The organism is Sediminibacterium goheungense (assembly GCF_004361915.1).
In the GTDB taxonomy this organism is placed as follows: domain Bacteria; phylum Bacteroidota; class Bacteroidia; order Chitinophagales; family Chitinophagaceae; genus Sediminibacterium; species Sediminibacterium goheungense.
Window position 1 is genome coordinate 367,220 of sequence record NZ_SNWP01000011.1, and the last position, 21,824, is coordinate 389,043.

Annotated in this window: 20 protein-coding genes; 9 read left to right on the forward strand and 11 right to left on the reverse strand. The window is 40.9% G+C overall.

Going from position 1 to position 21,824, the window contains the following annotated elements; genetic code table 11:
• Positions 1-3: 3 nt before the first annotated feature.
• Positions 4-810, reverse strand: a complete 807-nt coding sequence (locus BC659_RS09195; protein ID WP_133474429.1) for an alpha/beta fold hydrolase — start codon at positions 808-810, stop codon at positions 4-6.
• 74 nt (positions 811-884) lie between these two features.
• Here BC659_RS09195 and BC659_RS09200 point away from each other — a divergent pair, with 74 nt between their 5' ends.
• From BC659_RS09200 to BC659_RS09210, 3 genes are all read left to right on the forward strand, one after another.
• On the forward strand, positions 885-1,325 hold the full coding sequence (locus tag BC659_RS09200; RefSeq protein WP_133474431.1) for a MarR family winged helix-turn-helix transcriptional regulator: 441 nt from the start codon (positions 885-887) through the stop codon (positions 1,323-1,325).
• A gap of 152 nt (positions 1,326-1,477) precedes the next feature.
• Complete coding sequence (locus BC659_RS09205) at positions 1,478-3,268, forward strand: acyl-CoA dehydrogenase family protein (RefSeq protein ID WP_133474433.1); 1,791 nt, start codon at positions 1,478-1,480, stop codon at positions 3,266-3,268.
• 142 nt (positions 3,269-3,410) lie between these two features.
• Entirely contained in the window at positions 3,411-4,580 is a 1,170-nt protein-coding gene (locus BC659_RS09210) for an N-acetylmuramoyl-L-alanine amidase (protein WP_133474434.1), read from the forward strand.
• Between the two features lie 111 nt (positions 4,581-4,691).
• Here the strand turns inward: BC659_RS09210 and BC659_RS09215 are convergent, their stop codons facing one another.
• Positions 4,692-6,845 carry a S9 family peptidase gene (locus tag BC659_RS09215; protein ID WP_133474436.1) on the reverse strand — a complete coding sequence of 718 codons (2,154 nt, stop codon included), beginning with the start codon at positions 6,843-6,845 and terminating at the stop codon, positions 4,692-4,694.
• An 86-nt stretch (positions 6,846-6,931) separates the two neighbouring features.
• Between BC659_RS09215 and BC659_RS09220 the strand changes: the two genes are divergently transcribed.
• Together BC659_RS09220 and BC659_RS09225 are read left to right on the forward strand one after the other, a co-directional pair.
• Positions 6,932-7,285, forward strand: a complete 354-nt coding sequence (locus BC659_RS09220) for a carboxymuconolactone decarboxylase family protein (protein WP_133474438.1) — start codon at positions 6,932-6,934, stop codon at positions 7,283-7,285.
• A gap of 54 nt (positions 7,286-7,339) precedes the next feature.
• Positions 7,340-8,380, forward strand: a complete 1,041-nt coding sequence (locus BC659_RS09225; RefSeq protein WP_133474440.1) for a 2-oxoacid:ferredoxin oxidoreductase subunit beta — start codon at positions 7,340-7,342, stop codon at positions 8,378-8,380.
• Between the two features lie 125 nt (positions 8,381-8,505).
• Here the strand turns inward: BC659_RS09225 and BC659_RS09230 are convergent, their stop codons facing one another.
• Together BC659_RS09230 and BC659_RS09235 are read right to left on the reverse strand one after the other, a co-directional pair.
• On the reverse strand, positions 8,506-9,156 hold the full coding sequence (locus BC659_RS09230; protein ID WP_133474442.1) for a response regulator transcription factor: 651 nt from the start codon (positions 9,154-9,156) through the stop codon (positions 8,506-8,508).
• Between the two features lie 335 nt (positions 9,157-9,491).
• Positions 9,492-10,370 carry a cupin-like domain-containing protein gene (locus BC659_RS09235; RefSeq protein WP_133474444.1) on the reverse strand — a complete coding sequence of 293 codons (879 nt, stop codon included), beginning with the start codon at positions 10,368-10,370 and terminating at the stop codon, positions 9,492-9,494.
• Positions 10,371-10,587: 217 nt separating this feature from the next.
• On the opposite strand from BC659_RS09235, the gene BC659_RS09240 reads away from it, so the two are divergent.
• Positions 10,588-11,196 carry an L-threonylcarbamoyladenylate synthase gene (locus BC659_RS09240; RefSeq protein ID WP_133474446.1) on the forward strand — a complete coding sequence of 203 codons (609 nt, stop codon included), beginning with the start codon at positions 10,588-10,590 and terminating at the stop codon, positions 11,194-11,196.
• A gap of 2 nt (positions 11,197-11,198) precedes the next feature.
• Here BC659_RS09240 and BC659_RS09245 read toward each other — a convergent pair whose 3' ends face one another.
• The gene (locus tag BC659_RS09245) at positions 11,199-11,798 is read right to left on the reverse strand and encodes a ribonuclease HII (RefSeq protein WP_133474448.1); all 600 of its coding nucleotides are present in this window, start codon (positions 11,796-11,798) and stop codon (positions 11,199-11,201) included.
• 165 nt (positions 11,799-11,963) lie between these two features.
• Between BC659_RS09245 and BC659_RS09250 the strand changes: the two genes are divergently transcribed.
• Complete coding sequence (locus BC659_RS09250; RefSeq protein WP_133474449.1) at positions 11,964-13,025, forward strand: COX15/CtaA family protein; 1,062 nt, start codon at positions 11,964-11,966, stop codon at positions 13,023-13,025.
• 61 nt (positions 13,026-13,086) lie between these two features.
• The gene (locus BC659_RS09255) at positions 13,087-15,318 is read left to right on the forward strand and encodes a patatin-like phospholipase family protein (RefSeq protein WP_162847399.1); all 2,232 of its coding nucleotides are present in this window, start codon (positions 13,087-13,089) and stop codon (positions 15,316-15,318) included.
• On the opposite strand, the gene BC659_RS09260 is transcribed toward BC659_RS09255, so the two are convergent.
• The 3 genes from BC659_RS09260 to BC659_RS09270 all read right to left on the reverse strand — a co-directional run bounded on the left by BC659_RS09260 (position 15,319) and on the right by BC659_RS09270 (position 18,520).
• Entirely contained in the window at positions 15,319-16,221 is a 903-nt protein-coding gene (locus tag BC659_RS09260; RefSeq protein WP_133474452.1) for a diacylglycerol/lipid kinase family protein, read from the reverse strand.
• A gap of 107 nt (positions 16,222-16,328) precedes the next feature.
• Positions 16,329-17,378 (reverse strand): 3-oxoacyl-ACP synthase III family protein, encoded by a 1,050-nt coding sequence (locus tag BC659_RS09265; protein ID WP_133474453.1) that lies wholly within the window; start codon positions 17,376-17,378, stop codon positions 16,329-16,331.
• Between the two features lie 155 nt (positions 17,379-17,533).
• The gene (locus BC659_RS09270) at positions 17,534-18,520 is read right to left on the reverse strand and encodes an alpha/beta hydrolase (RefSeq protein WP_133474455.1); all 987 of its coding nucleotides are present in this window, start codon (positions 18,518-18,520) and stop codon (positions 17,534-17,536) included.
• A 204-nt stretch (positions 18,521-18,724) separates the two neighbouring features.
• On the opposite strand from BC659_RS09270, the gene typA reads away from it, so the two are divergent.
• Positions 18,725-20,539 carry a translational GTPase TypA gene (gene typA / locus BC659_RS09275; protein ID WP_133474456.1) on the forward strand — a complete coding sequence of 605 codons (1,815 nt, stop codon included), beginning with the start codon at positions 18,725-18,727 and terminating at the stop codon, positions 20,537-20,539.
• A 54-nt stretch (positions 20,540-20,593) separates the two neighbouring features.
• Here the strand turns inward: typA and BC659_RS09280 are convergent, their stop codons facing one another.
• From BC659_RS09280 to BC659_RS09290, 3 genes are all read right to left on the reverse strand, one after another.
• Positions 20,594-21,049: a GNAT family N-acetyltransferase gene (locus BC659_RS09280; protein WP_133474458.1), complete on the reverse strand. Its 456-nt coding sequence runs from the start codon at positions 21,047-21,049 to the stop codon at positions 20,594-20,596.
• A complete protein-coding gene (locus BC659_RS09285) occupies positions 21,033-21,227 on the reverse strand; it encodes a hypothetical protein (protein WP_133474460.1) in 195 nt (64 codons plus the stop codon). Before BC659_RS09285 ends, BC659_RS09280 begins: the two co-directional genes overlap by 17 nt.
• Before the next feature lie 156 nt (positions 21,228-21,383).
• Complete coding sequence (locus BC659_RS09290; protein ID WP_133474462.1) at positions 21,384-21,776, reverse strand: hypothetical protein; 393 nt, start codon at positions 21,774-21,776, stop codon at positions 21,384-21,386.
• Between the last annotated feature and the right edge of the window lie 48 nt (positions 21,777-21,824).

Genomic DNA, 21,824 nt, shown 5'->3' on the forward strand with positions numbered 1-21,824 from the left:
AAATTAGTTTTTAAGCATTGGTAAGAAATGGATCTTGAATTTTTCCTGTAAAAGATGATGACCGGCTTCGATTTCTTTGATAGTAATGAAGCGCTCAAGTCCCTGTTGTAACCTATAGCCGTGCTTTGGCAGAATTACACGGTCGTATTTTCCAAATAAAAGGTGAACCGGTATTTTTTGGCTTTCAATTATTTTCTTCAATCGTTGTATCTGTGGACGAAACCTACGCATCGTAGTCCATCTTTTATACAATTTTTTTCTTTCTACTGCATCATCGAGGTAATAATGTGCAAACTTACTGATGCTTTTATTGAAGAGCCCAAGTTGGGTGGCCAATCCCATCAACATAAACATCCATCCGGGATATTGCATGGTAAAACGAAAAAGCCGGTTCCCTACCCATGTTTGGGTAGAAAATTTTTGCCAGGGGTTTCGGTGTAACCCATCTGGCGCTACCAAAATAAGGCTACTGATATATTGGGGATAGCATTCCAGTAAACGCAAACAAATTCTTCCACCCATACTGTAACCCATTAATTGAAAAGGGGTATCTGGAGGAGCCAGTTGCTGGATTATGCCCATGAGGTCGGCGGGTTCCAACAAAAGTGGGTCTTGCCAATCGGTATTTCCATGAAAGGGCATATCAATGGCAATGATTGTATGCGTATTGGCCAGATCATCTTCCAGTAAAAGAAATTTAGCACCTTCTTCTCCATAACCATGAAAGCAGAATAACCACTGTTTCCCATGTCCAAATCGATGGTAATGAAGCCTGGAACCCCGGAATGTTATAAAAAGTGGTACAGACATGGAATTTTAAGGATTTATTCTTGGCAATATCAAAGAAACGAATTTACTTTGAAATTAGTTGCATAACTAACTATATGCCAAACAACCAATTTAAAAGAGGCGAATTATACAGTGTTATCAATGGCATGGCTTCTACAGCTGTAGCCAGAAGATTACAGAAGAACTTCAGACAGGCCGGACTTGAAATTACCATTGAGCAATGGAGTGTATTGTATCATTTATGGAAAGAAGATTGTTTGAGTCAGCAGGAATTATGTAACCGTACCTTTCGTGATAAACCCAGCATTACCAGATTGATCGATAATCTTGAAAAACAAAAACTGGTAAAGAGAACGGCATCAAAAGAAGACAGAAGAATCAATCTGGTTTGCCTTACGGAAGCGGCAAAAGCTTTACAGGACATTACCATTGATCTGGCAAATCAGACCATGAGTGAAGCACTGGTAGGCGTGAATAAAGATGAAATAGAAACCGTTAAATCGGTGTTTCAGAAAGTGTATGATAACCTGACTTAGCAAATAGCGGATAGCCAATGGCTTATAGCAGATGAGTCTATTAAGAGTAGGCCTGCCATAAGTGTAAAAATGAATTACCATAAGCCATTTGCCATAACCTATACGCTAAAACCATACGTTCAAAACATATTAATTAACTAATACAAACTTCCATGGAAACAGCAAAACAGGCGAAAGCCCTTCAGGGTGGTGAGTGGCTCATTAAAGAGAGCAACCCGTTTGAAACCTTCATACCAGAAGATTTCAACGAAGAACAGCGAATGGTGATGGATATGTGTACCCAGTTTCTGGATACGGAAGTATTACCCATCATAGAACGTATCGACAAACTGGAACCCGGCCTTATGCCTTCTCTCGTAGAGAAAGCAGGTGAGCAAGGGCTCTTGTCTACCTCTTTTCCGGAACAATACGGTGGGTTGGGTAAGGACTTTATTACTTCTACCATTGTAAATGAAGGATTGGGTGGTGGCCATTCATTCTCAGTTGCTATAGCAGCCCATACAGGTATTGGCTCTCTGCCTATTCTGTATTTTGGTACCGAAGAACAGAAACAGAAATATATTCCTAAACTGGCCAGTGGTGAGTGGAAGGGCGCATATGGTTTAACAGAGCCCAATAGTGGTAGTGATGCATTAGGTGCCAAAACCACAGCCAAACTCAGTGATGATGGAAAATATTATATTCTGAACGGACAAAAATGCTGGATCACCAATGGTGGTTTTGCGGATGTATATACCGTTTTTGCCAAAATAGATGGTGATAAGTTTACCGGATTTATTGTGGAGCGCGGATTCGAAGGATTTACACAGGGACCTGAAGAACATAAAATGGGGATCAAGGGATCGTCGACCGTTCAGTTGTATTTCCAGGATTGTAAAGTGCCGGTAGAAAACGTATTGGGTGAAATTGGCCGTGGCCATATCATTGCATTCAATATCCTGAATATAGGCCGACTCAAATTATGTGCGGCCGCATTGGGTGGCTCAAAGCGTGCAGCAACTACCTCTATTCAGTATGCCATTACACGTGAGCAGTTTAAATTACCCATTGCTAAATTTGGTGCCATCAAACATAAAATGGCTGAAATGGCCATACGTATGTGGGTTTGCGAAAGTGCCCTCTATCGTGCATCTAAATGGATTGATGATAAAGAGCATGAACTGATGGCCAGCGGTAAAACTTTTGCGGAAGCCCTTTTGGGTGCGGCAGAAGAATATGCCATTGAGTGTGCCATGCTGAAAGTATATGGCAGTGAAGTATTGGATTATGTAGTAGATGAAGGTGTACAGATACACGGAGGTAATGGTTTCAGTGATGAGTATGTTATTTCAAAAGCTTACCGGGATAGCCGTATCAATCGCATCTATGAAGGAACCAATGAAATTAACCGCCTGCTTACGGTAGATATGGTATTGAAACGCGCCATGAAAGGTAAACTTGACCTTATGGGTCCTGCCATGGCGGTACAGAAAGAGCTGATGAGTATTCCTGATTTCGGAGCTGAGGACGAAGGTGCTTTCAGTAAGGAACTGAAGTATATTGCCAACTTCAAAAAAGCCATTCTTATGGTGGCAGGTGCAGCTGTTCAGAAACTGATGATGCAGTTGGAAAAAGAACAGGAAGTACTCATGAATATTGCGGATATGGCCATTGAAACCTATAATGCAGAAAGTGCCCTGCTCCGTGTGATGAAACTTACTGAACAGAAAGGAGCGGCTGCTACCCAGTTACAAAGCGATATCATGAAAACTTACCTGTATGACGCGGCAGACCGCATCAATAAATCGGGTAAAGACGCCCTGAACAGCTTTGCAGACGGCGATGAACTGCGCATGATGCATATCGGGCTGAAACGTTTCACAAAAGTGGAGCCCTATAATACCAAAGATGCCCGTCGCCGCATCAGTGAAAAACTGGTAGCCGACAACGGATATCATTTCTAAGAAAAAAAGCGCCCAAAAATTACCGGATTTCGTAAAGATTTCACATATTTGATCTTTGTTTTACGGTTGCTTGCTCAAACAAAGGTCTCATTGTTTCAAAACAGTGAGGCCTTTTTGTTTGTATTTATCCTAATTTGACCCTATGAAATCTGTCTTTGTCATCATTGGTTTAGCTTTCATTTTTGCTGCAAACGCACAGTCTTCTTTTTATGCGCCATGGATCGGTCGCTCAACCGGTAAACTTCCGGCATTGGCCTATGGCTTAGGCGAAGACAGGTTGGGTGGTGCCAAGCTGGGGTATATTGATTCTAATATTGCCCTTCGGGTAGTGGATACCATTAAAGGTATGTACCTGGTACAGTTATCAAAATTTCATCAGGCATTTATTGAACAACAGTATGTTCGTAAAGATAGCCTTAACCGACTAAAACCCTGGTATGTTACAGGCTCCATTAGTGCCAAAGGCGATTCGGCAACGGATAATGTAGCGGTGGTGATGGAAGAGAAGCTCCCCTATAAAAGCTGGATGGAGATTAACCCATCGAAAATTATAGTGGATATTTACGGCGTACAAAGCAATACCAACTGGATTACCCAACTGCAAACTTTAAAAGAAGTAAAACAGGTTTATTATCAACAGACAGAAGATGATGTATTTCGTTTAACGATTGAACTCAAACACCAGCAGCACTGGGGCTATAGCATAGGTTATGCCGGGAAGGCCCTGGTAGTGAAAGTGCGGAGACAGCCGGTAAAAACAGATTTGAGAAGCCTGCGCATAGCCATTGATGCAGGTCATGGTGGAACCAATACCGGTGCCTCAGGTATTAAAACCAAAGCTTCTGAAAAAGTCTATACCCTTCGTTTTGCAAAAGCATTACAAAAGCATCTGAAACTGAAAGGGGTAAAAAATATTATCATGACCCGTGATGAGGATACCACTTTCGATAACAAGGACCGCATATTGTGGCTACAGGAACAAAAACCTGATCTTTTAATCAGCCTGCACCTCAATTCCAGTGCCAATACAAATGTGAGTGGTACCAGTACTTATTATAAACATCTCGGTTTCAGACCTCTTACGGCCGCCATACTAAAACGTATGCTAGAATTAAAACTGAATGAATTCGGCAATGTAGGTAGTTTCAATTTTGCACTCAATTCACCTACTGATTTTCCGAATGTATTGGTGGAGATTGCTTTCTTAAGTAATGAGGCCGATGAGAAAAAAATCATCAGCCCGAAATTTCATGCGGATGTAGCCACAAAAATTCACCTCGGATTAGTAGATTGGTTAAAAACACTAAAGTAGCTACCCTTCTTCCCTTCTCTTTGCTAACAGCTTCCATAAATGTAAAGCCAGCTAAAATTGAATAATTCATTTTAACAAAGAGAAAGGAAGAAAGGAAGTTCCGTAAAGTAATTAATGCTTGATGAATCGATCAAAAAATTCAATGGTTCTCAACATCTGATCAATACGTTGTCTGTTATTACCACTTCTTGTGAGTTCATGTGTACCGCCGGGATGACGCACATACTCAACCGTTCTTCCCAATACTTTTAAACTCTTGTACAACATTTCACTTTGAATAACACCCGTGCGCAGATCATTTTCTCCATGAAAAATAATGAAAGGCGTTTTGATCTTATCTACATAGTTGATCGGTGATTCACGTTCAAGAATTGGCTTCGCTTTCTCTTCCCACGGGTAGCCACCAAAATAATTTGGTACCAGTCTCCAGGCATTTCCTTCTCCAAAAAAAGTACCCAGTTCATACACCCCACGCTGTGCACAGGCTGCTTTAAACCGTTGGTCATGCGCAATGATCCATGCAACGAGATAGCCGGCATAAGAACCACCGGTAACCGCCAGTCTGGAAGTATCAATAAAACCGCCACTGCCTGCTTTGGTAAGATAAGTAAGTACATCAGAAGTAGGTCCGGTTCCCCAATCGTTTACATTACCGCGAAGGAAATCGGTGCCATATCCGCCTGAACCCCTGGGATTGCCATAGACTACTACATAACCTTTGGCAGCATAGTATTGAAACTCATGCCACATAGAATTTTCACCAGGTCCCCACATAGCGGAAGGACCACCATGTATGTTAAGAATTGTTGGATACTTTTTACCAGCTTCATAATTAGCCGGTTTCATTACCCAGTATTCAACAGTCATTCCTTTTTCATTTACAAAAGAGAATTTCTCAGGAAAACTCAGCTTCTTTTGTTGTAGCCAGTTGTGGTTAAAAGCAGTCAGCCTCTTTTCATTTTGCATGGAAATGTTATTGCCATATAATTCAGATGGATTGCTTACCTGTGTTTTACTGTACACCACCATATCATTATAGATGTCGAAGCTGTTAATACCTGCATCATAACCAGATAATTGTTTTACCTGTTTGGTTTTTATATCTGCTTTATACAAAGGAGCGCCACCATTGCTTTGTGCAGTAAAATAAAGCGACTGTTCATCCTTGCTCCAGGTAATACCGCTTTTGTTCCTGTCGAAAGGAATCACCACCATATCTGTTGCTTGGCCATTCAAGGGCATGATAGCCAAGGAGGGAACACTTACAAAAGAAGTTCCTCCAAACTGAAAGGCCATCCATTTACCACTGGGCGATACTGCTGGACTATTATAACTTTTCCCTTTTTCCCCCAGTATTTTTCTCATATTACTTCCATCTGTATTGGCGATATAAATCTCGCTTTCCAGAACACGGTCAGGATTTTCGGTAAGACCGGCATTACCCGTAAGGATAATATGCTGACCATCGGGTGTAAAATCAATACCATTAAAACGGTTAAATCCATGGGTAATCGCTTTTGCTGTACCGCTGCCATCCGCATTCATGATAAAAAAATGGGTAAAACTTAACTCACCGGAAGTGGTTGACTCCTGCTGGAAATTGAGTTTATTGATGACTTTGGCTTTTTGTGCACTTGCATTAAGATTTAGATAGGCCCTTATTTCATCTGTATTACCATCAGGATCCGGCTTGGCATTGTTCAGTAAAAATTCATTTGCCGGAAAGCCGGGTTTTTCTAATGACCAGGATGGAGGTTTTTTACCCGGATTCAATTCTTCATCTGCTAATAACTGCTCCAGACGGAGGTTCACCGAAAAAATGATTTTCTTACCATCCGGGCTCCAGCGAGGGCTACCGACACCATATTTAAAACGGGTTAACTGAACAGGTTCCCCGCCATCCAGCGAGAGGAGGAATAATTGAGCCCTTCCATCGACTGGACGAACAAAGAGAATCTGCTTACTATCGGGGCTCCATACTGGCTGACTGGCCGATTCTTTTCCGCCTGTTATGGCTTTGGCCGTGCTGGAACCCTCATTATTCAACAGGTAAAGCTTGTTTACATAGCGGTATTCCCATTTATTTTCGCCTTCAGGTTCAATGCTGGTTACAGCGAACAGTGTTTTACTGCCGTCCGGACTAATACTAACGTTTCCAACCTGGCTAATTGCAAGCATATCGGTTACCTTAATGGTTTCCGTGCCATTTTGTGCCATCAGAAACTGGGTCAGACAGAGACTGATCCATAGAAATAACTGCTTCATGGTATTGATTTATGGATTTAAAGTACAAATAAATGACATGCGCAGTCACAGGCTTTTGTACTTTTACAGGCTAAAAAGTAAATTTTATGGGTAAACTGGTAGAAGAGTTTAATTCGTACAGAGAGAAAATGAATGATGTGATCCTGAGTAAGAATAACCTGGTCATGAAGCGTTTATGGAACCTCGATACCAATACATACGATGAAGGTGCACTGGATAAGAAGACAAAAGAAATGCTCGGGCTGGTAGCCAGTATGGTACTGAGGTGTGATGATTGTATTAAATACCATTTGGGGAAATGTCATGAACTGGGGGTAAATACAGATGAGATGTACGAGATATTTGCTGTGGCCAACATTGTGGGTGGAACCATTGTTATACCACATACCCGCAGGGCCGCAGAATATTGGGAAGAACTAACCGGCGCTTCTGCATCATAATTTTTTTTCGGAACTTTACAGGAATACCCGTCCTGTCATTTTAATTAAAAAAGCATGTCAGCAATAACTACAAACCCGCCTGTATTAACCGCCAAAGATTTTGCCACAGACCAGGAAGTGCGTTGGTGTCCGGGCTGTGGTGATTATTCTATTTTGGCACAGGTACAGAAAATAATGCCAGGTATTGGTGTTCCCAAGGAAAATATTGTCATCATCAGTGGTATCGGTTGTAGCAGCCGTTTCCCTTATTATATGAATACCTATGGTATGCATTCTATTCATGGCAGGGCTACAGCTATTGCCAGCGGTTTAAAAGCTACACGACCCGAATTAAGTGTGTGGATCGTTACCGGCGATGGGGATAGTTTAAGCATCGGTGGTAACCATACCATCCATTTACTGAGAAGAAATTTTGATGTAAATATTCTGCTTTTCAATAACCAGATATATGGCTTAACCAAAGGGCAGTATTCGCCAACATCTGAAGAACATAAAGTCACCAAGAGTACACCTTATGGCAGTATCGACCATCCTTTCAACCCACTTGCCTTAGCAATGGGTGCCGATGCAAGTTTCATCGCAAGGAGTATGGATCGTGATCCGAAACATTTACAGACAATGTTAACCCGGTCGCATCAACATAAAGGCGCTTCTATGCTGGAGATCTATCAAAACTGTAACATCTTTAATGATGGTGCATTTGAAATTTTTACAGAAAAAGGAAGTAAACCCGATGAGGCCCTGTTTCTGGAGCAGGGTAAACCACTTGTATTTGGAGCCACTCAGCAAAAAGGAATCCGGATGGATGGCATGAAGCCTGTACTGGTTGATTTAACAGATGGATCTGTGAATATGGATGATTTATGGATACATGATGAAAGAGATTTTTATAAGGCCCAGGTACTGATTCGTATGTTTGATGATCCGAATCAACAAGGCACACATTTTCCCCGTCCTTTTGGTGTATTCTATGAAACAGAAAGAGCCTGCTATGAAGATGTAATGGCCATGCAGCTGGAAGAGATTATTGCTACCAAAGGCAAAGGAGATTTGGATAAATTATTACGTGGTAAAGAAGTGTGGGAAATCGTATAAAACAGAAGAACAGCGAAATTTTCAAATTCGAAGCTGGATATTTCTCTGTTACGCTGTTCAAAGAAAAGTCCCGGTTTGCTGACCGGGACTTTTTTATAAAACAAAATCGATCGAATAGAGACGAACTATAATCTGGCAATATCATGCTTGATGGCAAAAAGAGCAAGACCCACACGTGTTGCCGTTTGTAATTTCTGAAAGAGGTGATCTCTTGTTGCATCTACATTCCGCAGGCTGGTGCCCATTAGCTCTGCAATTTCATGGTAAGATTTATCGGTGCAGGCCCAACCCAGAAATTCTTTTTCCTGATCGGTAAGTTCTGTGAATTTCTGGATATCTGCATCTTCTTCAGGTGAAGTTTTCATGGTATGCATGATATTATCGCACATCAGTTTATTGAGGTAAACACCTTTGCTAACAATACCATCCAGTGCTGCTTTCAGTTCCTGTGGTTTACTGTCTTTAAGAAGGTATCCTTTGGCCCCGTTTTTAAACATGCGAATGATAGAACGCTCATCATTCAGCATGGTGAGTGCCAGTATTTTTATCTGTGGATAATGAGTTGTGAGCCATAAAGCTGTTTCATAACCATTCATATCCGGCATGGTAATATCCAGCAACACAACATCGGGTAAATTATTGGGGTCCAATAATTCGATCATGTGTTTACCGCTATTGGCTTCAAACAATACTTTATATCCACTAAAAGAGTTAACCAGTGAGGCAAGCCCGTTTCTTAACAGTACATGGTCATCAACCAGGGCAATTTGAGTCATATCAAAACATCTTTAACAACAATACAAAAGCCACACCCGAGTTGCCGGATGTGGATTCGGCTAGTAAATTACATTTTTTTGTGTTGCAAAACTCAGTTTTCTCCGGAATTTATCACGGATGATTTCACCGAATTATCATCAGTGAAAACACCCTATTAATTTGGGTGTTTTCAACGTTGGATTTTTTTGGCGACTATACTACATTTACCGCGGGTAGAGAAAAACAGCAGAAATGACTGTAATTTTTCTCGTATTCAGTTTTCATTAGGGGTTACAAGTGAAAAAGGCGGCACAAGGCCGCCTTTTTCTGTTTCATTTATAACCGCTTCCGGCGCTTATTTTCGGAGTTCTTTTTCGGCGTATTCAAATATTTTTTTCTTCTTCCAGTTGTACCAGGAATGAGGAGCTGTTTTTTTCATCATCGTATCAATATTGCGCATACCAAACAGGTTCCAAACACCATTGAGTTTTCCTTTTACAGAAGATTGCATAGCTCTCAGACTCATTGCAAATCCACTATCCAGGTATTCCATATGGTGCCAGTAACCAGCCGGCATAAACAGCGTATCGCCATGTTCAAGTGTAATATCATACCCATTGGCCAGTTTAAGGGCCGGATACTGCGTATAATCTGGCGTGCCATTGTGGTGGTGATAATTGCTGAAATCGGCGAGACTTAAAACTTCAAATGGCTTTCTGTAAAGCTTATATTGTTCTTCAAAAGGAAATAGTAATACTTTTTTTCGCCCCACAAATTGTGTATGCAGAATATGACTCATGTCGATATCAAAATGCATATGGGTGATGCTGGTTTCGCCACCAACGAAAAGCATGGGGAATCTTTTTACAAAGCCACTCATGAATTCGTCAGGCCAGGTAAAATCTTTGGTTAGCTGTGGGGCATGCTCAAAAATATTGAATAGGAAAATACGCCAGGCAGCAGGTCCCATTTTAATCATATCAATGTATTCACCGAAGGTTTTGTAATCGTCGGCTGTATTGATGGGTGTGTAAGCATCGCTTTTGATATTATTGTATAAACCTACTTTTTTATCGCCTACCAGTGTTTTGAAATAATCCCAGTTCCATTTCTCATATGCAGGCCAGTTTTTGGCCATGTCACGGATCACCAATGGTTTCTTAGGCAGGTAATAGTTTTGTTTAAAATCTGCAGGGCTGATTTGATCAACGATATCAACTGCCTGTAATTGCATGGTTGAATTTTTTGCAAAAATAAGTGGAACGTATTGTTAATAAAAGTATAATCAACATAATTGCATGGGGAGCCATTTTTTTTATTAATAATAGTGCTATGAATGTGTAGCTGAGTTTTCTGTATTCTATATAGCATCTATGATCAGTAAAGGGTATAATTGATTATAATACAGTGCATTAAATTTCGTTATCTCAGTTTTTTTCTTATATTTAAATATGCTGCTTGAAGTGCATCCAGACAATCCCAATCCCCGGCATTTGCGTATGATCGCAGAATGTTTGCTGTCTGGTGGTGTAATTATTTATCCTACGGATACGATTTATGGTTTGGGTTGTGATATTTTCCAGCATAAGGCGGTTGAGCGTATTGCCAGAATTAAACAAGTGGATCCCGCCAAAGCACAACTGAGTTTTATTTGTTATGATCTCAGTGATTTAAGTCAGTACACAAAAAGTATTTCCACACCCCTTTACCGGCTCTTGAAAAGTTATTTGCCTGGTCCTTATACTTTTATTCTGCCTGCAAGTAAAGAAGTACCCAAAATTCTGCAGAGTAAGAAAAGTACGATTGGCTTAAGGGTACCCGATAATAATATTGCCCGGCAGATTGTACATGAACTCAGGCATCCTATTCTGTCAGCATCCCTCCCCGGCGAAATGGTAGAGGAGTATACTGATCCGGCTATTATTTATAAAAAGTTTGAAAAACTGGTAGATATTGTAGTAGATGGCGGTAATGGTGGTATGATACCATCTACCGTTATTGACTGTACAAAAGATACCTACGAAATTATCCGTGAAGGTGCAGGAGCCTGGAATGAATAAAACTAGATCGGTAGCTGTAACTGTTGCGGAACAATGTTAAAACTTTTTCTGTGGTGCTCGCAAAGACCATGTATTTCAATAGCACGACGATGTTCGGCAGTTCCATATCCTTTGTTTCTATTCCATCCATACTGAGGATATGTTTCGTGCAATTTCATCATCCATTCATCGCGGTGTGTTTTTGCCAGAATACTGGCAGCGGCAATACTGCTGTACTTACCATCTCCTTTTACAATACATTCATGAGCTATGCCAGGATACCTGATAAACCTATTGCCGTCAATCAGCAAAAATTCAGGAAGCGGATTTAACTGACGAATGGCCATATGCATGGCTTTATAAGATGCTTTCAGAATATTGATCTCATCAATTTCATGGTTGCTGATGGCTGCTACCGACCAACTGATGGCTTCCTTTTCAATAATGCCCCTGAGGATATTCCGTTGCTTCTCCTGAACCTGTTTACTGTCGTTTAACAGCGGGTGGTGAAAATCTTTTGGTAGTATAACCGCCGCCGCAAAAACGGGACCTGCATAACAGCCACGGCCAGCCTCATCACAACCGGTTTCGGTTAATTTTTCCTGGTAAAAAGGTAGTAGCATGACCTAAAATTCCAGAAACTTGATGATATGAGATCATTTTTTTTAAACCGCAACAAATTTCACTATGAAACCACCATCTTTTCACTGAGAAACTCAAAAACGATCAAACAAAATCATGACTGCTTTTAATAACACAATAACTTTGCCTCAACCAAGAAGCTATATATGGAACAGGTGAACAACAGGTCTTCGAAATTAGTGGCAAGGTGGTTATTATTGGGCGTGGTGATGACCATTATACAAGTGGCGCTGGGAGGTATCACCCGTTTAACAGGCAGCGGCCTTTCCATTACGGAATGGGATGTGATTACCGGCACATTACCCCCCCTGAATGAACGGGCTTGGCTGGCTGAATTTGAAAAATACAGAGCCACTCCTCAGTTTCAATTACTCAACTTTGAATTCGGACTGTCGGATTTTAAATTTATTTTTTTCTGGGAATGGTTCCACCGTTTATGGGCAAGGTTGATAGGTCTTGTATTTGCAGGAGGTTTTATCTGGTTTATCATTGGTAAACACTTTAAAAAAGAAATGGTACGCCCATTGGTGGTATTATTCCTGCTCGGTGCATTGCAGGGTGCTATCGGCTGGATTATGGTGGCAAGCGGACTTACGGGCGATGCGGTATATGTAAAGCCTACAAGACTGGCACTCCACTTCATTTTCGCACTCGGCCTGCTTTGCTATACTTTCTGGTTTGCTTTAAAACTATTGATTCCGGAGCAGCAGAGAGTTGCATTCCCTTCTTTACGAAAAATCAATTTGTGGCTGATTGGCTTATTGGTACTTCAATTATTGTATGGCGCATTGATGGCCGGACATAAGGCAGCGAATGTAGCAGCCAGCTGGCCCAAAATTAACGGTGATTGGGTGCCTGATTCCTTATTTTCTCACAAACCCTTTCTGCTGAATTTTATCGATAATAAGATACTGATTCATTTTGTGCATCGTGGCCTCGCTTATCTTATTTTGATCTGGATAATTATCTGGACCATTCAGTTGGCTAAACATAAAGGATCATTGCTTTTTGAAAATATCAAACGAATTCCGCTATACCTTACCTTTCTGCAGGTATTGCTTGGAATTTTAACGATCTTAACCAGTACAGGTATCATACCGGGTAAATGGGGTACATTTGAATGGATGGCACAACTGCATCAACTCACTGGTATGTGTTTGCTGTTGTCGCTATTTGCTACTTTGTTTGTATTGAGCAAACAAAAATAAAGCTGCTAAACCCGGCGGGAAAAGGAGGGAAGCATGGTCTTCCATCAAAATGTTGTATCGAATGGATAAACTCAAACAATATTTTTCGGGTTTCTGGTTCTCTATGCCTGTACAGTTATTGCTACTGCATTTTCGCAGGTATCAGGTGTTTCTGGTATTCTGGTATGTACTTTTTTCAACAGTAGCAGGTGGATTCATGCGCACTTTTGGTGCGGACTCACTTTTTCTTGCACCTGAATATTTTGGTAAGATCAATGTACTGAGTACCGCCATTGTTGGGTTTGCACTGGGTATATTTATCATGAGCTGGAACATCACTACATTTATTTTATTCAGTAAATATTTTCGTTTTCTCGCCACTACAGCTCAACCCTTTTTAAAATACTGTATTAATAATGCAGTACTGCCGGTTATTTTTCTGGTATTTTATTTTTCTAAAGCTGTTTCTTATGCCAGATACCAGGAGTTGTTTGGCGCTACAGAAATTTCATGGATGGTATTGGGTTTTGCTGGAGGTATCATAACTTCTATACTCATTGCTTTCGCCTATTTTTTCGGAGCTGATAAAACGATTTACAGAAGCATGGCGAGTGTAATTGATACAGCCAATGTACACTATGCACTGGTTTCAAAAAACAATCCCTTACCTAAAGAACGAACAGAGCTTCGTATTGACTGGTTCTTCAGTGCTAAAATGGCATTGCGTAAACCCAGAGATGTAAGGCATTACAGTCTGGCATTTCTGGATACTGTTTTTAAAAGGCATCACTTTGCAGCCGTAATTGCAATTGCCATTGCTTTCTTTTTTTTGATAGGTATAGGTTATATCTCTGATACAAGATTGTTTCAACTGCCAGCCGCTGCCAGTATTACAGTATTCTTTGCCATTCTTATTGCGGCGGCAGGAGCTATCTCAACATTTCTACATAGCTGGAGTATTCCGGTGATGGTTCTTGTATACCTCTTTGTGAATTTTTTATACCAGAAAGATATCATTGATCTCAGGAACAAAGCTTATGGATTGGATTATTCCTCAAAAACGGTGCGGCCGGTTTATTCCAGAGAGTCTGTTATGCATCAGGCAGGCAGTGCCGAAATAGCTGCCGATAAGCAGGTGTATATAAATATGCTGAATCAATGGAAAAAAAAGCAGGGAACGACTAAGCCGGTGATGTATCTGATTAATACAAGTGGAGGTGGTATCAGAAGCGCCACTTTTACCATGAATGCATTACAGCAACTGGATAGTATGTTTGGTGGTAAACTCCTGCAACAAACTTTCCTTATCAGCGGTGCATCGGGCGGTATGCTGGGAGCTGCTTATTTCAGGGAGCTGTATTACCGGAAACAAAAGGGAGAGAAAATCAATCTTCAGGATAAGCAGTACATTGATGATATTTCAAACGATTTATTAAATCCGCTGTTCTCATCTTTTGTTACCCGCGATCTTATTGGGCCTGCAAAGCCTTTTACCAAACATGGATATAGTTATACAAAGGACCGGGGTTATGCTTTCGAACAAAAACTAAACGAAAATACCCATGGATATCTTAACAGAACTTTGAATGATTATAAAGAACCTGAAGCAAAAGCGGAGATACCGCTGATTTTTTTTAATGCGGTGATTACAAGAGACGGACGAAAGCTTGTGATGGCTACTCACCCTGCAAGGTTTATGACAAGGCCACTTACTGATTCGACCAGTATTCTTCCCTTTGATGCAGATGCAATCGATTTCCGTAGTTTTTTTGATAAACAGAATGCTGGTAATATTGGTGTACTCTCAGCACTTAGGATGAATGCTACTTTCCCTTATGTATTACCCAATGTATGGTTACCCACAAATCCGGTTATTGATGTAATGGATGCAGGATTACGTGACAATTTCGGTCAGGAAACATCTTTGCGTTTTATCGAAGTATTCCGTGATTGGCTAAAGGAAAATACCAGCAAAGTAGTGTTACTGCAGTTGCGTGACAGAAGTTTGAGCGATTGGGACAGGCCCTTGGAAGGAACAAGCCTGTTTGGCACTTTTACCAAACCTTTTTTATTACTACAGAATAACTGGTACAAGCTGCAGGATTATTATCAGCACGACCAACTGGCATTTAGTTTTGAAGCATATGGACCTCAGTTTCACCGGATCTGTTTTCAATATGTGCCCTCCAGAAAAGAAGCGCCTGCCAGTCTCAGCTTTCATATAACCGCTGCAGAAAAAAGAGATATCGCCCTCGCACTGAAGGCAGAAGATAACCGGAAAGAATTCAAACGTTTAAGGAGCCTTATGAAATAATCAGGCAGGCTGTATTAACAGAAAATAGTCTTTCATGATGCTGATGGTAAATTCATCTGCTGTTTCTCTTGGCTCCCCATCAATATGTAAAGGTGCTAGTTTTAAATTGCGTATGGTGATCTGCGGTGTCTGGAAGTAGAGAATATTCTTCTTGGTCATATCTTCTACCAGTTGCTGTAATTTATTATTACCTCTGATTTGACGTAGAATAGCGAAAGGTAATTTAGCCTTGTTCATTTTTTGTACAATTACAATATCCAGCATGCCATCGCTCAGACTGGCCTGTGGTGCAATTTTGAAATTGTTACCAAACTGATTACTATTGGCTATACTGATAAAAAAAGCGTCTGAAAAAAAGGAAAAATTCTCGAGTTTAATTTCAAACTGATAAGGAGTGGCTTTAAAATAGTTGATAATGCTTTGCTGTGTATAGGTGAGTAGTCCGCGGGAAGCCTTGCTCGCAAAATCATGTGCCACCTGAGCATCAAAGCCAATACCACTTAACATGCAGGAATAATGGTTGTTTACCATGAATGCATCAATAGGCCTGGCTGAACCTTCAAAAATAAGTGAGAGCGCCAGTTCTGGTTTGGTAGGAATCCTGGCAGCCAATGCAAGGCCGTTACCTGAACCCAGCGGAATAATACCGAACCTGACCGGCAGTTCATGTAAGGCCTGTGTAACCTGATTAACGGTACCGTCGCCTCCAATGATTACCACATCAGTAATATGTTCTGCTCTTATTTTTTCGCGGAGAAGTTGGTAATGCCCACCGGCATTTGTATGCATAATTTCAAAGAGAATACCTCTGGAAGTCGTCTCTTTTTCGATTAATTTTTTGATCCCGTCTTTTTTCGACGTACCCGAAATAGGGTTTACGAGGTAAACAATTTTTCTTTCCATCAGCTCCAACGTTAAAATGAATATAGCCTTACTACAGGATCAGTCGTTTATAAGGCTGCAATATTGCATTTTCTTTCTGTAAAATCCTGTTAAACTAGGTTAACAGTTTACCACTTCAGCAAGGCACTGGCCCAGGTAAAACCACTACCAAAAGCAGCCAGACAAACAAGATCGCCATCTCTGATCAATCCTTTTTCCCATGCTTCACAAAGCGCAATAGGCACAGATGCGGCTGTAGTATTACCGTAGGATTGGATGTTATTATAAACCTGTTCATCACTTAAGCCCAGCTTCTGCTGTACAAACTGGCTGATACGCAGATTGGCCTGGTGAGGAATCAGCATATTGATATCAGATGGTTGTAACCCATTTTGCTGCAGGGCTTCCATGATGACTTCCGGAAATTTTACAACGGCTTTCTTGAATACAGAAGGACCATCCATATTCGGGAAATTCTGTGCCTTATCAATCATGTTATGGCTCATGAACATTTGCCCGATTTCCGCATCATCAAAATCTGCATAGTTTTTATCGGCCCAGTAATTGGCATGTGTACCGGGGTTATACATGGCCAATATTTCAGCCGATTCTCCATCACTGTGTAAATGGGTACTTAAAATACCCTGTCCCTTTTTTTCTGTAGGTTGTAAAACAACGGCGCCAGCACCATCGCCAAAAATGACAGATACATTTCTGCCACGGGTAGAGAAGTCCAGTCCGAATGAATGTTTTTCACTACCTACAACCAATACATTTTTATACATGCCTGTTTTAATAAACTGATCGGCTACACTCAATGCATAAACAAAACCACTGCACTGGTTACGGATATCCAATGCGCCTACTTCTCCCATTTTCATGGCTCTCTGAAGGAGTACACCACAGCCAGGGAAATAATAATCGGGCGATAAAGTAGCAAAAACAATAAAGTCTATTTCTTCAACGGTAGTACCTGCGCGTTCAATGGCAATGCGTGCAGCTTCAACAGCCATCGTAGTAGTGGTTTCTTCGGTACGATGTGCGTATCGCCTTTCCTTGATACCTGTTCTTTCCTGTATCCATTCATCACTTGTTTCCATGTACTTAGTGAGGTCATGATTGGTAACTACGTTTTTGGGTACGTACATACCAATACCTGCAATTTTGCTACTGGGCATAGGCAATCGTTTTTCTAAGGGCTAATATAGGTATTTATCGTGGTGAATGGTGAATGGTGAATGGTCAATAAGACGGTTGGTTCATGCAATATGATCTATAGATTATTGAATGAATACCTGGCATATTCACCATTGATCATTCACCATTCACATGATCACATTTTCAACAATTCTTTCATAAATCTGGCAGCTTCCTTTTCAACTGTAACAACATCTTTCGATTGTATAGGTGAACCCAATACATGGCTGCCTGCATTGGGAATGGGTATCATTCTTTTCATACCGGCAGGTGTACTCACTTCTTCAAACATTTTTTTCATCGCACTTACTTTCACAACCGGGTCCTGTTCTTTTTCATTTTTATAATAATACAGGGTAAGAAGAGGCTGTTGTATTTTTTCAAAAGTCTTTTTGTTCATCGTTGTTTCCAATAGCTCCTGTAATTCCGTTACTGCTTCGAGCCGGTAAGTCTGGTTCCAGTATTTTTTATATTCATCAGTTTTATTGGGAATGATATTCATCTTGCCTCCTTTTACGAGCCTTGCAATCTGTAAACCCCATGGATTGTTGGTGATCCATGCATTTGGATCGTTAATGGCAATATTGGGTGATAATAAAATCAGTCCTGCAATTTCGGGATAGGCTGCTGCCAATTGTAAAGCCAGTGTACCTCCTGTTGAAGTACCCATCATAATCACTTTTTCACCCAGCTGTTTTCCGATTGCATACGCTTCCTTGGCTGTTTCCCATAAGCTGGTGGCTGTCATGTTTAATAAAGCGTCTGAAGTATCAATACCGTGAGCCGACAAACGTGCCAGATATAAATTGGCGCCAAATTGTTTGGCCAGATTTCTGTGCACAGGATTGCCTTCTTCCTGACTGGCACTGAACCCATGCAAATACACAATGGCATAGGCTGTTTTAGTGTGTGCAGAATCGTTTGCCCATACTACCCTTGCCTGGTTATCAGGTTTGATAGAGTGTTTAGCCTCCAGTAAACCAACAAAGGCATCAATACTGTCCGGGGTAGCAGGTATAGAGGGCAACTGGGTAGCATAAACAGGGGTATCAGGGTGAGGGCCGAGCAGGTAGACCACAAAAAGAATGGCGATCAAAACCAGCAGTTTTTTCAGCAATCGCATAAAAATAAATGTTTACCGTAAGATAAGCATAGTTACAGAAACCCCGGATAGTACAGAAAATACAAGATAAAATCTATTGTTTTGCATTGAAATACATATAGTTAGGTGTTATTCGAACCATTTAGGCACCAATCCCCGTTAAGTTTATGTATCTGCTTTGCCCTCCGGCCATAAAGCCGTACCTTTGCAGCCTTAAAATTTTACATGGAAATAAGAAACATTGCCATTATTGCACACGTTGACCATGGCAAAACAACCCTGGTAGACAGGATTCTACACGCTACCAAAGTATTCAGGGATAATCAGGATACCGGTGAATTAATTATGGATAGTAATGACCTTGAAAAGGAAAGAGGTATTACCATCTTCAGTAAAAATGCAGCCGTTACCTATAATGGTATTAAAATAAATGTAATTGATACACCGGGTCACAGCGACTTTGGTGGAGAAGTGGAAAGGGTATTGAAAATGGCAGATGGTGTAATTCTGCTTGTGGATGCCTTTGAAGGTCCTATGCCCCAGACACGTTTTGTACTGCAGAAAGCCTTACAACTGAACCTGCATCCGATTGTAGTAATTAATAAGGTGGATAAACCCAATTGCCGTCCTGATGAAGTACATGATGCAGTATTTGAATTGTTTTTTAACCTTGATGCAACAGAAGAGCAGCTGAATTTCCCTACTTTCTATGGTAGTGGCAAAAATGGTTGGTTCAATGATAGCTTAACACCAACAGAAGACATCCTTCCGTTGATGGATGGTATTATTAAATATGTACCTGCTCCCAAAGTAAATGAAGGTACATTGCAGTTACAGATTACCTCACTTGATTACTCATCTTTCCTTGGCCGTATAGCCATTGGTAAAGTAACCCGAGGCTCTATTAAAGAGAACCAGCAGATTGCATTGGTACAGGCTGATGGTACCATTAAGAAAATACGCGTAAAAGAATTGTATGTGTTCGAAGGAATGGGTAAGCGTAAGGTAACGGAAGTATTATCTGGTGATCTCTGTGCTGTAGTAGGTCTGGAAGATTTTAATATTGGTGATACCATTGCTGATGCAGAGAATCCTGAAGCATTGCCTGTTATCAGTGTGGATGAGCCGACCATGAGCATGACTTTCAGTATCAACAACTCGCCTTTCTTTGGTCGCGACGGTAAGTTTGTGACTTCTCGTCACCTGCGTGACCGTTTGATGAAAGAAACAGAGAAGAATCTGGCATTGCGCGTAGAAGATACAGATAGCGCAGATAGTTTTCTGGTATACGGTCGTGGTATTCTTCACTTGGGTGTATTGGTAGAAACCATGCGTCGTGAAGGATATGAACTCACCGTTGGTAACCCTCAGGTATTGGTAAAACATATCGATGGTAAGAAACATGAGCCTTATGAGATACTGGTAGTGGATGTGCCAAGTGAGTTTAGCGGTAAGGTAATCGATCTGGTTACACAACGTAAAGGTGAAATGCTGGTAATGGAAAGCAAGGGCGAAATGCAGCACCTGGAATTCGATATTCCATCAAGAGGGCTGATTGGTCTTCGCTCTCAAATGTTAACGAATACTGCAGGTGAAGCTGTAATGGCACACCGCTTTAATGAATACAAGCCCTGGAAAGGACCCATCCCCGGAAGAAACAATGGTGTATTGATTGCCAAGTTCCAGGGTGTTACCACTGCTTACTCTATCGATAAATTACAGGATAGAGGTAGTTTCTTTATTGATCCGGGAGAAGAAGTATACGTAGGTCAGATCATTGCTGAGCATATTAAGCCCGGAGACCTGAACGTGAATGCGGTAGAAGCCAAAAAACTCACCAACCACCGTGCAAGCGGTAGTGATGACAGTGTTCGTATTACACCCAAACTCCAGTTTACACTGGAGGAGTGTATGGAATATATTCAGCAGGATGAGTGTATTGAGGTTACGCCTAAAAACATTCGTATGCGTAAAACCGTATTGAATGAAGAAGACAGAAAGAAAGTAGCCAGAAGTATGCAGTCTGAAGCGGCTGGATAATTAGATACCTGATAAATAGTCAAAAGCCATCCCGTCGTAGACGGGATGGCTTTTTTATGGGATTAATTTTTTCCGGAAACAAACACTATTCTCCACACCGGCATATTGTCCATAATTGGGAATAATACTATATCCATTTTTCTGATACAACGCAATTGCTTCCGGTTGTCGTTTACCTGTTTCCAGAACAGCAGTTGTATAATTTTCTTCTTTTGCCCATTGTTCCAATGCTTCCAGTATACGAGAGGCATAGCCTTTTGAACGGTAAGAAGGTAAGGTATACATACGTTTTACTTCGACGGTAGCTTGCTCAATTTCTTTAAAAGCGCCACAGGCAACAGCTGTATTATCATCATATAAAATAACAACATGAGCGAGTTGCTGTATGCCATTAAACTGGTGATAGAATGCATGTTCATCGCCATCTCTTGCAGCCAGATCAGCATCCAGTTGCTGAACCAGTGCGATGAAATCGGCGTTTGCAGAATCGGTTTTACTGATGCGATACATTTTCACCTGTATGTGTATAATGGATAGTTTGTGTGGCTGCCAGTAATTGATTGGTATTACAGTTATCACCATCGCAACAGGGTAGTGCATTGGTGGTACAAACCGGACATTGATAATGTCCATGTACGTGAACGAGTTGTACCATATGACCGCAGAAAAGGCATTGTTGTGGTTGCATACCTGAAAATAAGAAGCAAAAAGGACGATCTATGGTAGAATTTGTCAACACCCGTGAAAAAGAACGACCGGTAAGCATATTGCAGCCAACCGGTCGTTCCACACAACTTGTATGTTTTCTCTATACTTACTTATTCCCTTCGACTACGCTCAGGCCTTATTTCCTATTTCTCTTTACCGTTACATCAGAAACTTCACGGGTGATTACATTGATATCGAAACTCTCTTTGTACACTTCTTTACCTGACTGAAACTGGAAAGTAAGTTTATTTACGTCGGCATCTTTGAGCAGTACGAACTTCTTTTCAAATTTCTTATCAGAGAAATTACTTTTAAAAAGACTTTCTCCCTCTTCATTGATAATATTTAAGGTAACATAATTACCCATTGGATTATCAAATTTCACGTTGAAAGAGAGGTCGTTGTTGAAGAAGCCTGTGTAATTCACTTCGACCTTGGCTTTGTTGGCATCTGGTTTTTCATTGGTGCGTGCTTCGGCAGCAGTAAATAAAATAACAGATAATAAACCGGTAATGATTGCTTTTTTCATGTTCATATTCTTTTTGCGTTAATAATAAATGACGCCTGTAGTAGGTAC

Excerpts from the sequence above, each read along its gene's own strand:
- BC659_RS09195 (WP_133474429.1), bottom strand. The coding sequence starts at position 810 with ATGTCTGTACCACTTTTTATAACATTCCGGGGTTCCAGGCTTCATTAC.
- BC659_RS09200 (WP_133474431.1), top strand. The coding sequence starts at position 885 with ATGCCAAACAACCAATTTAAAAGAGGCGAATTATACAGTGTTATCAAT.
- BC659_RS09205 (WP_133474433.1), top strand. The coding sequence starts at position 1,478 with ATGGAAACAGCAAAACAGGCGAAAGCCCTTCAGGGTGGTGAGTGGCTC.
- BC659_RS09210 (WP_133474434.1), top strand. The coding sequence starts at position 3,411 with ATGAAATCTGTCTTTGTCATCATTGGTTTAGCTTTCATTTTTGCTGCA.
- BC659_RS09215 (WP_133474436.1), bottom strand. The coding sequence starts at position 6,845 with ATGAAGCAGTTATTTCTATGGATCAGTCTCTGTCTGACCCAGTTTCTG.
- BC659_RS09220 (WP_133474438.1), top strand. The coding sequence starts at position 6,932 with ATGGGTAAACTGGTAGAAGAGTTTAATTCGTACAGAGAGAAAATGAAT.
- BC659_RS09225 (WP_133474440.1), top strand. The coding sequence starts at position 7,340 with ATGTCAGCAATAACTACAAACCCGCCTGTATTAACCGCCAAAGATTTT.
- BC659_RS09230 (WP_133474442.1), bottom strand. The coding sequence starts at position 9,156 with ATGACTCAAATTGCCCTGGTTGATGACCATGTACTGTTAAGAAACGGG.
- BC659_RS09235 (WP_133474444.1), bottom strand. The coding sequence starts at position 10,370 with ATGCAATTACAGGCAGTTGATATCGTTGATCAAATCAGCCCTGCAGAT.
- BC659_RS09240 (WP_133474446.1), top strand. The coding sequence starts at position 10,588 with ATGCTGCTTGAAGTGCATCCAGACAATCCCAATCCCCGGCATTTGCGT.
- BC659_RS09245 (WP_133474448.1), bottom strand. The coding sequence starts at position 11,798 with ATGCTACTACCTTTTTACCAGGAAAAATTAACCGAAACCGGTTGTGAT.
- BC659_RS09250 (WP_133474449.1), top strand. The coding sequence starts at position 11,964 with ATGGAACAGGTGAACAACAGGTCTTCGAAATTAGTGGCAAGGTGGTTA.
- BC659_RS09255 (WP_162847399.1), top strand. The coding sequence starts at position 13,087 with ATGGATAAACTCAAACAATATTTTTCGGGTTTCTGGTTCTCTATGCCT.
- BC659_RS09260 (WP_133474452.1), bottom strand. The coding sequence starts at position 16,221 with ATGGAAAGAAAAATTGTTTACCTCGTAAACCCTATTTCGGGTACGTCG.
- BC659_RS09265 (WP_133474453.1), bottom strand. The coding sequence starts at position 17,378 with ATGCCCAGTAGCAAAATTGCAGGTATTGGTATGTACGTACCCAAAAAC.
- BC659_RS09270 (WP_133474455.1), bottom strand. The coding sequence starts at position 18,520 with ATGCGATTGCTGAAAAAACTGCTGGTTTTGATCGCCATTCTTTTTGTG.
- typA (WP_133474456.1), top strand. The coding sequence starts at position 18,725 with ATGGAAATAAGAAACATTGCCATTATTGCACACGTTGACCATGGCAAA.
- BC659_RS09280 (WP_133474458.1), bottom strand. The coding sequence starts at position 21,049 with ATGTATCGCATCAGTAAAACCGATTCTGCAAACGCCGATTTCATCGCA.
- BC659_RS09285 (WP_133474460.1), bottom strand. The coding sequence starts at position 21,227 with ATGCAACCACAACAATGCCTTTTCTGCGGTCATATGGTACAACTCGTT.
- BC659_RS09290 (WP_133474462.1), bottom strand. The coding sequence starts at position 21,776 with ATGAAAAAAGCAATCATTACCGGTTTATTATCTGTTATTTTATTTACT.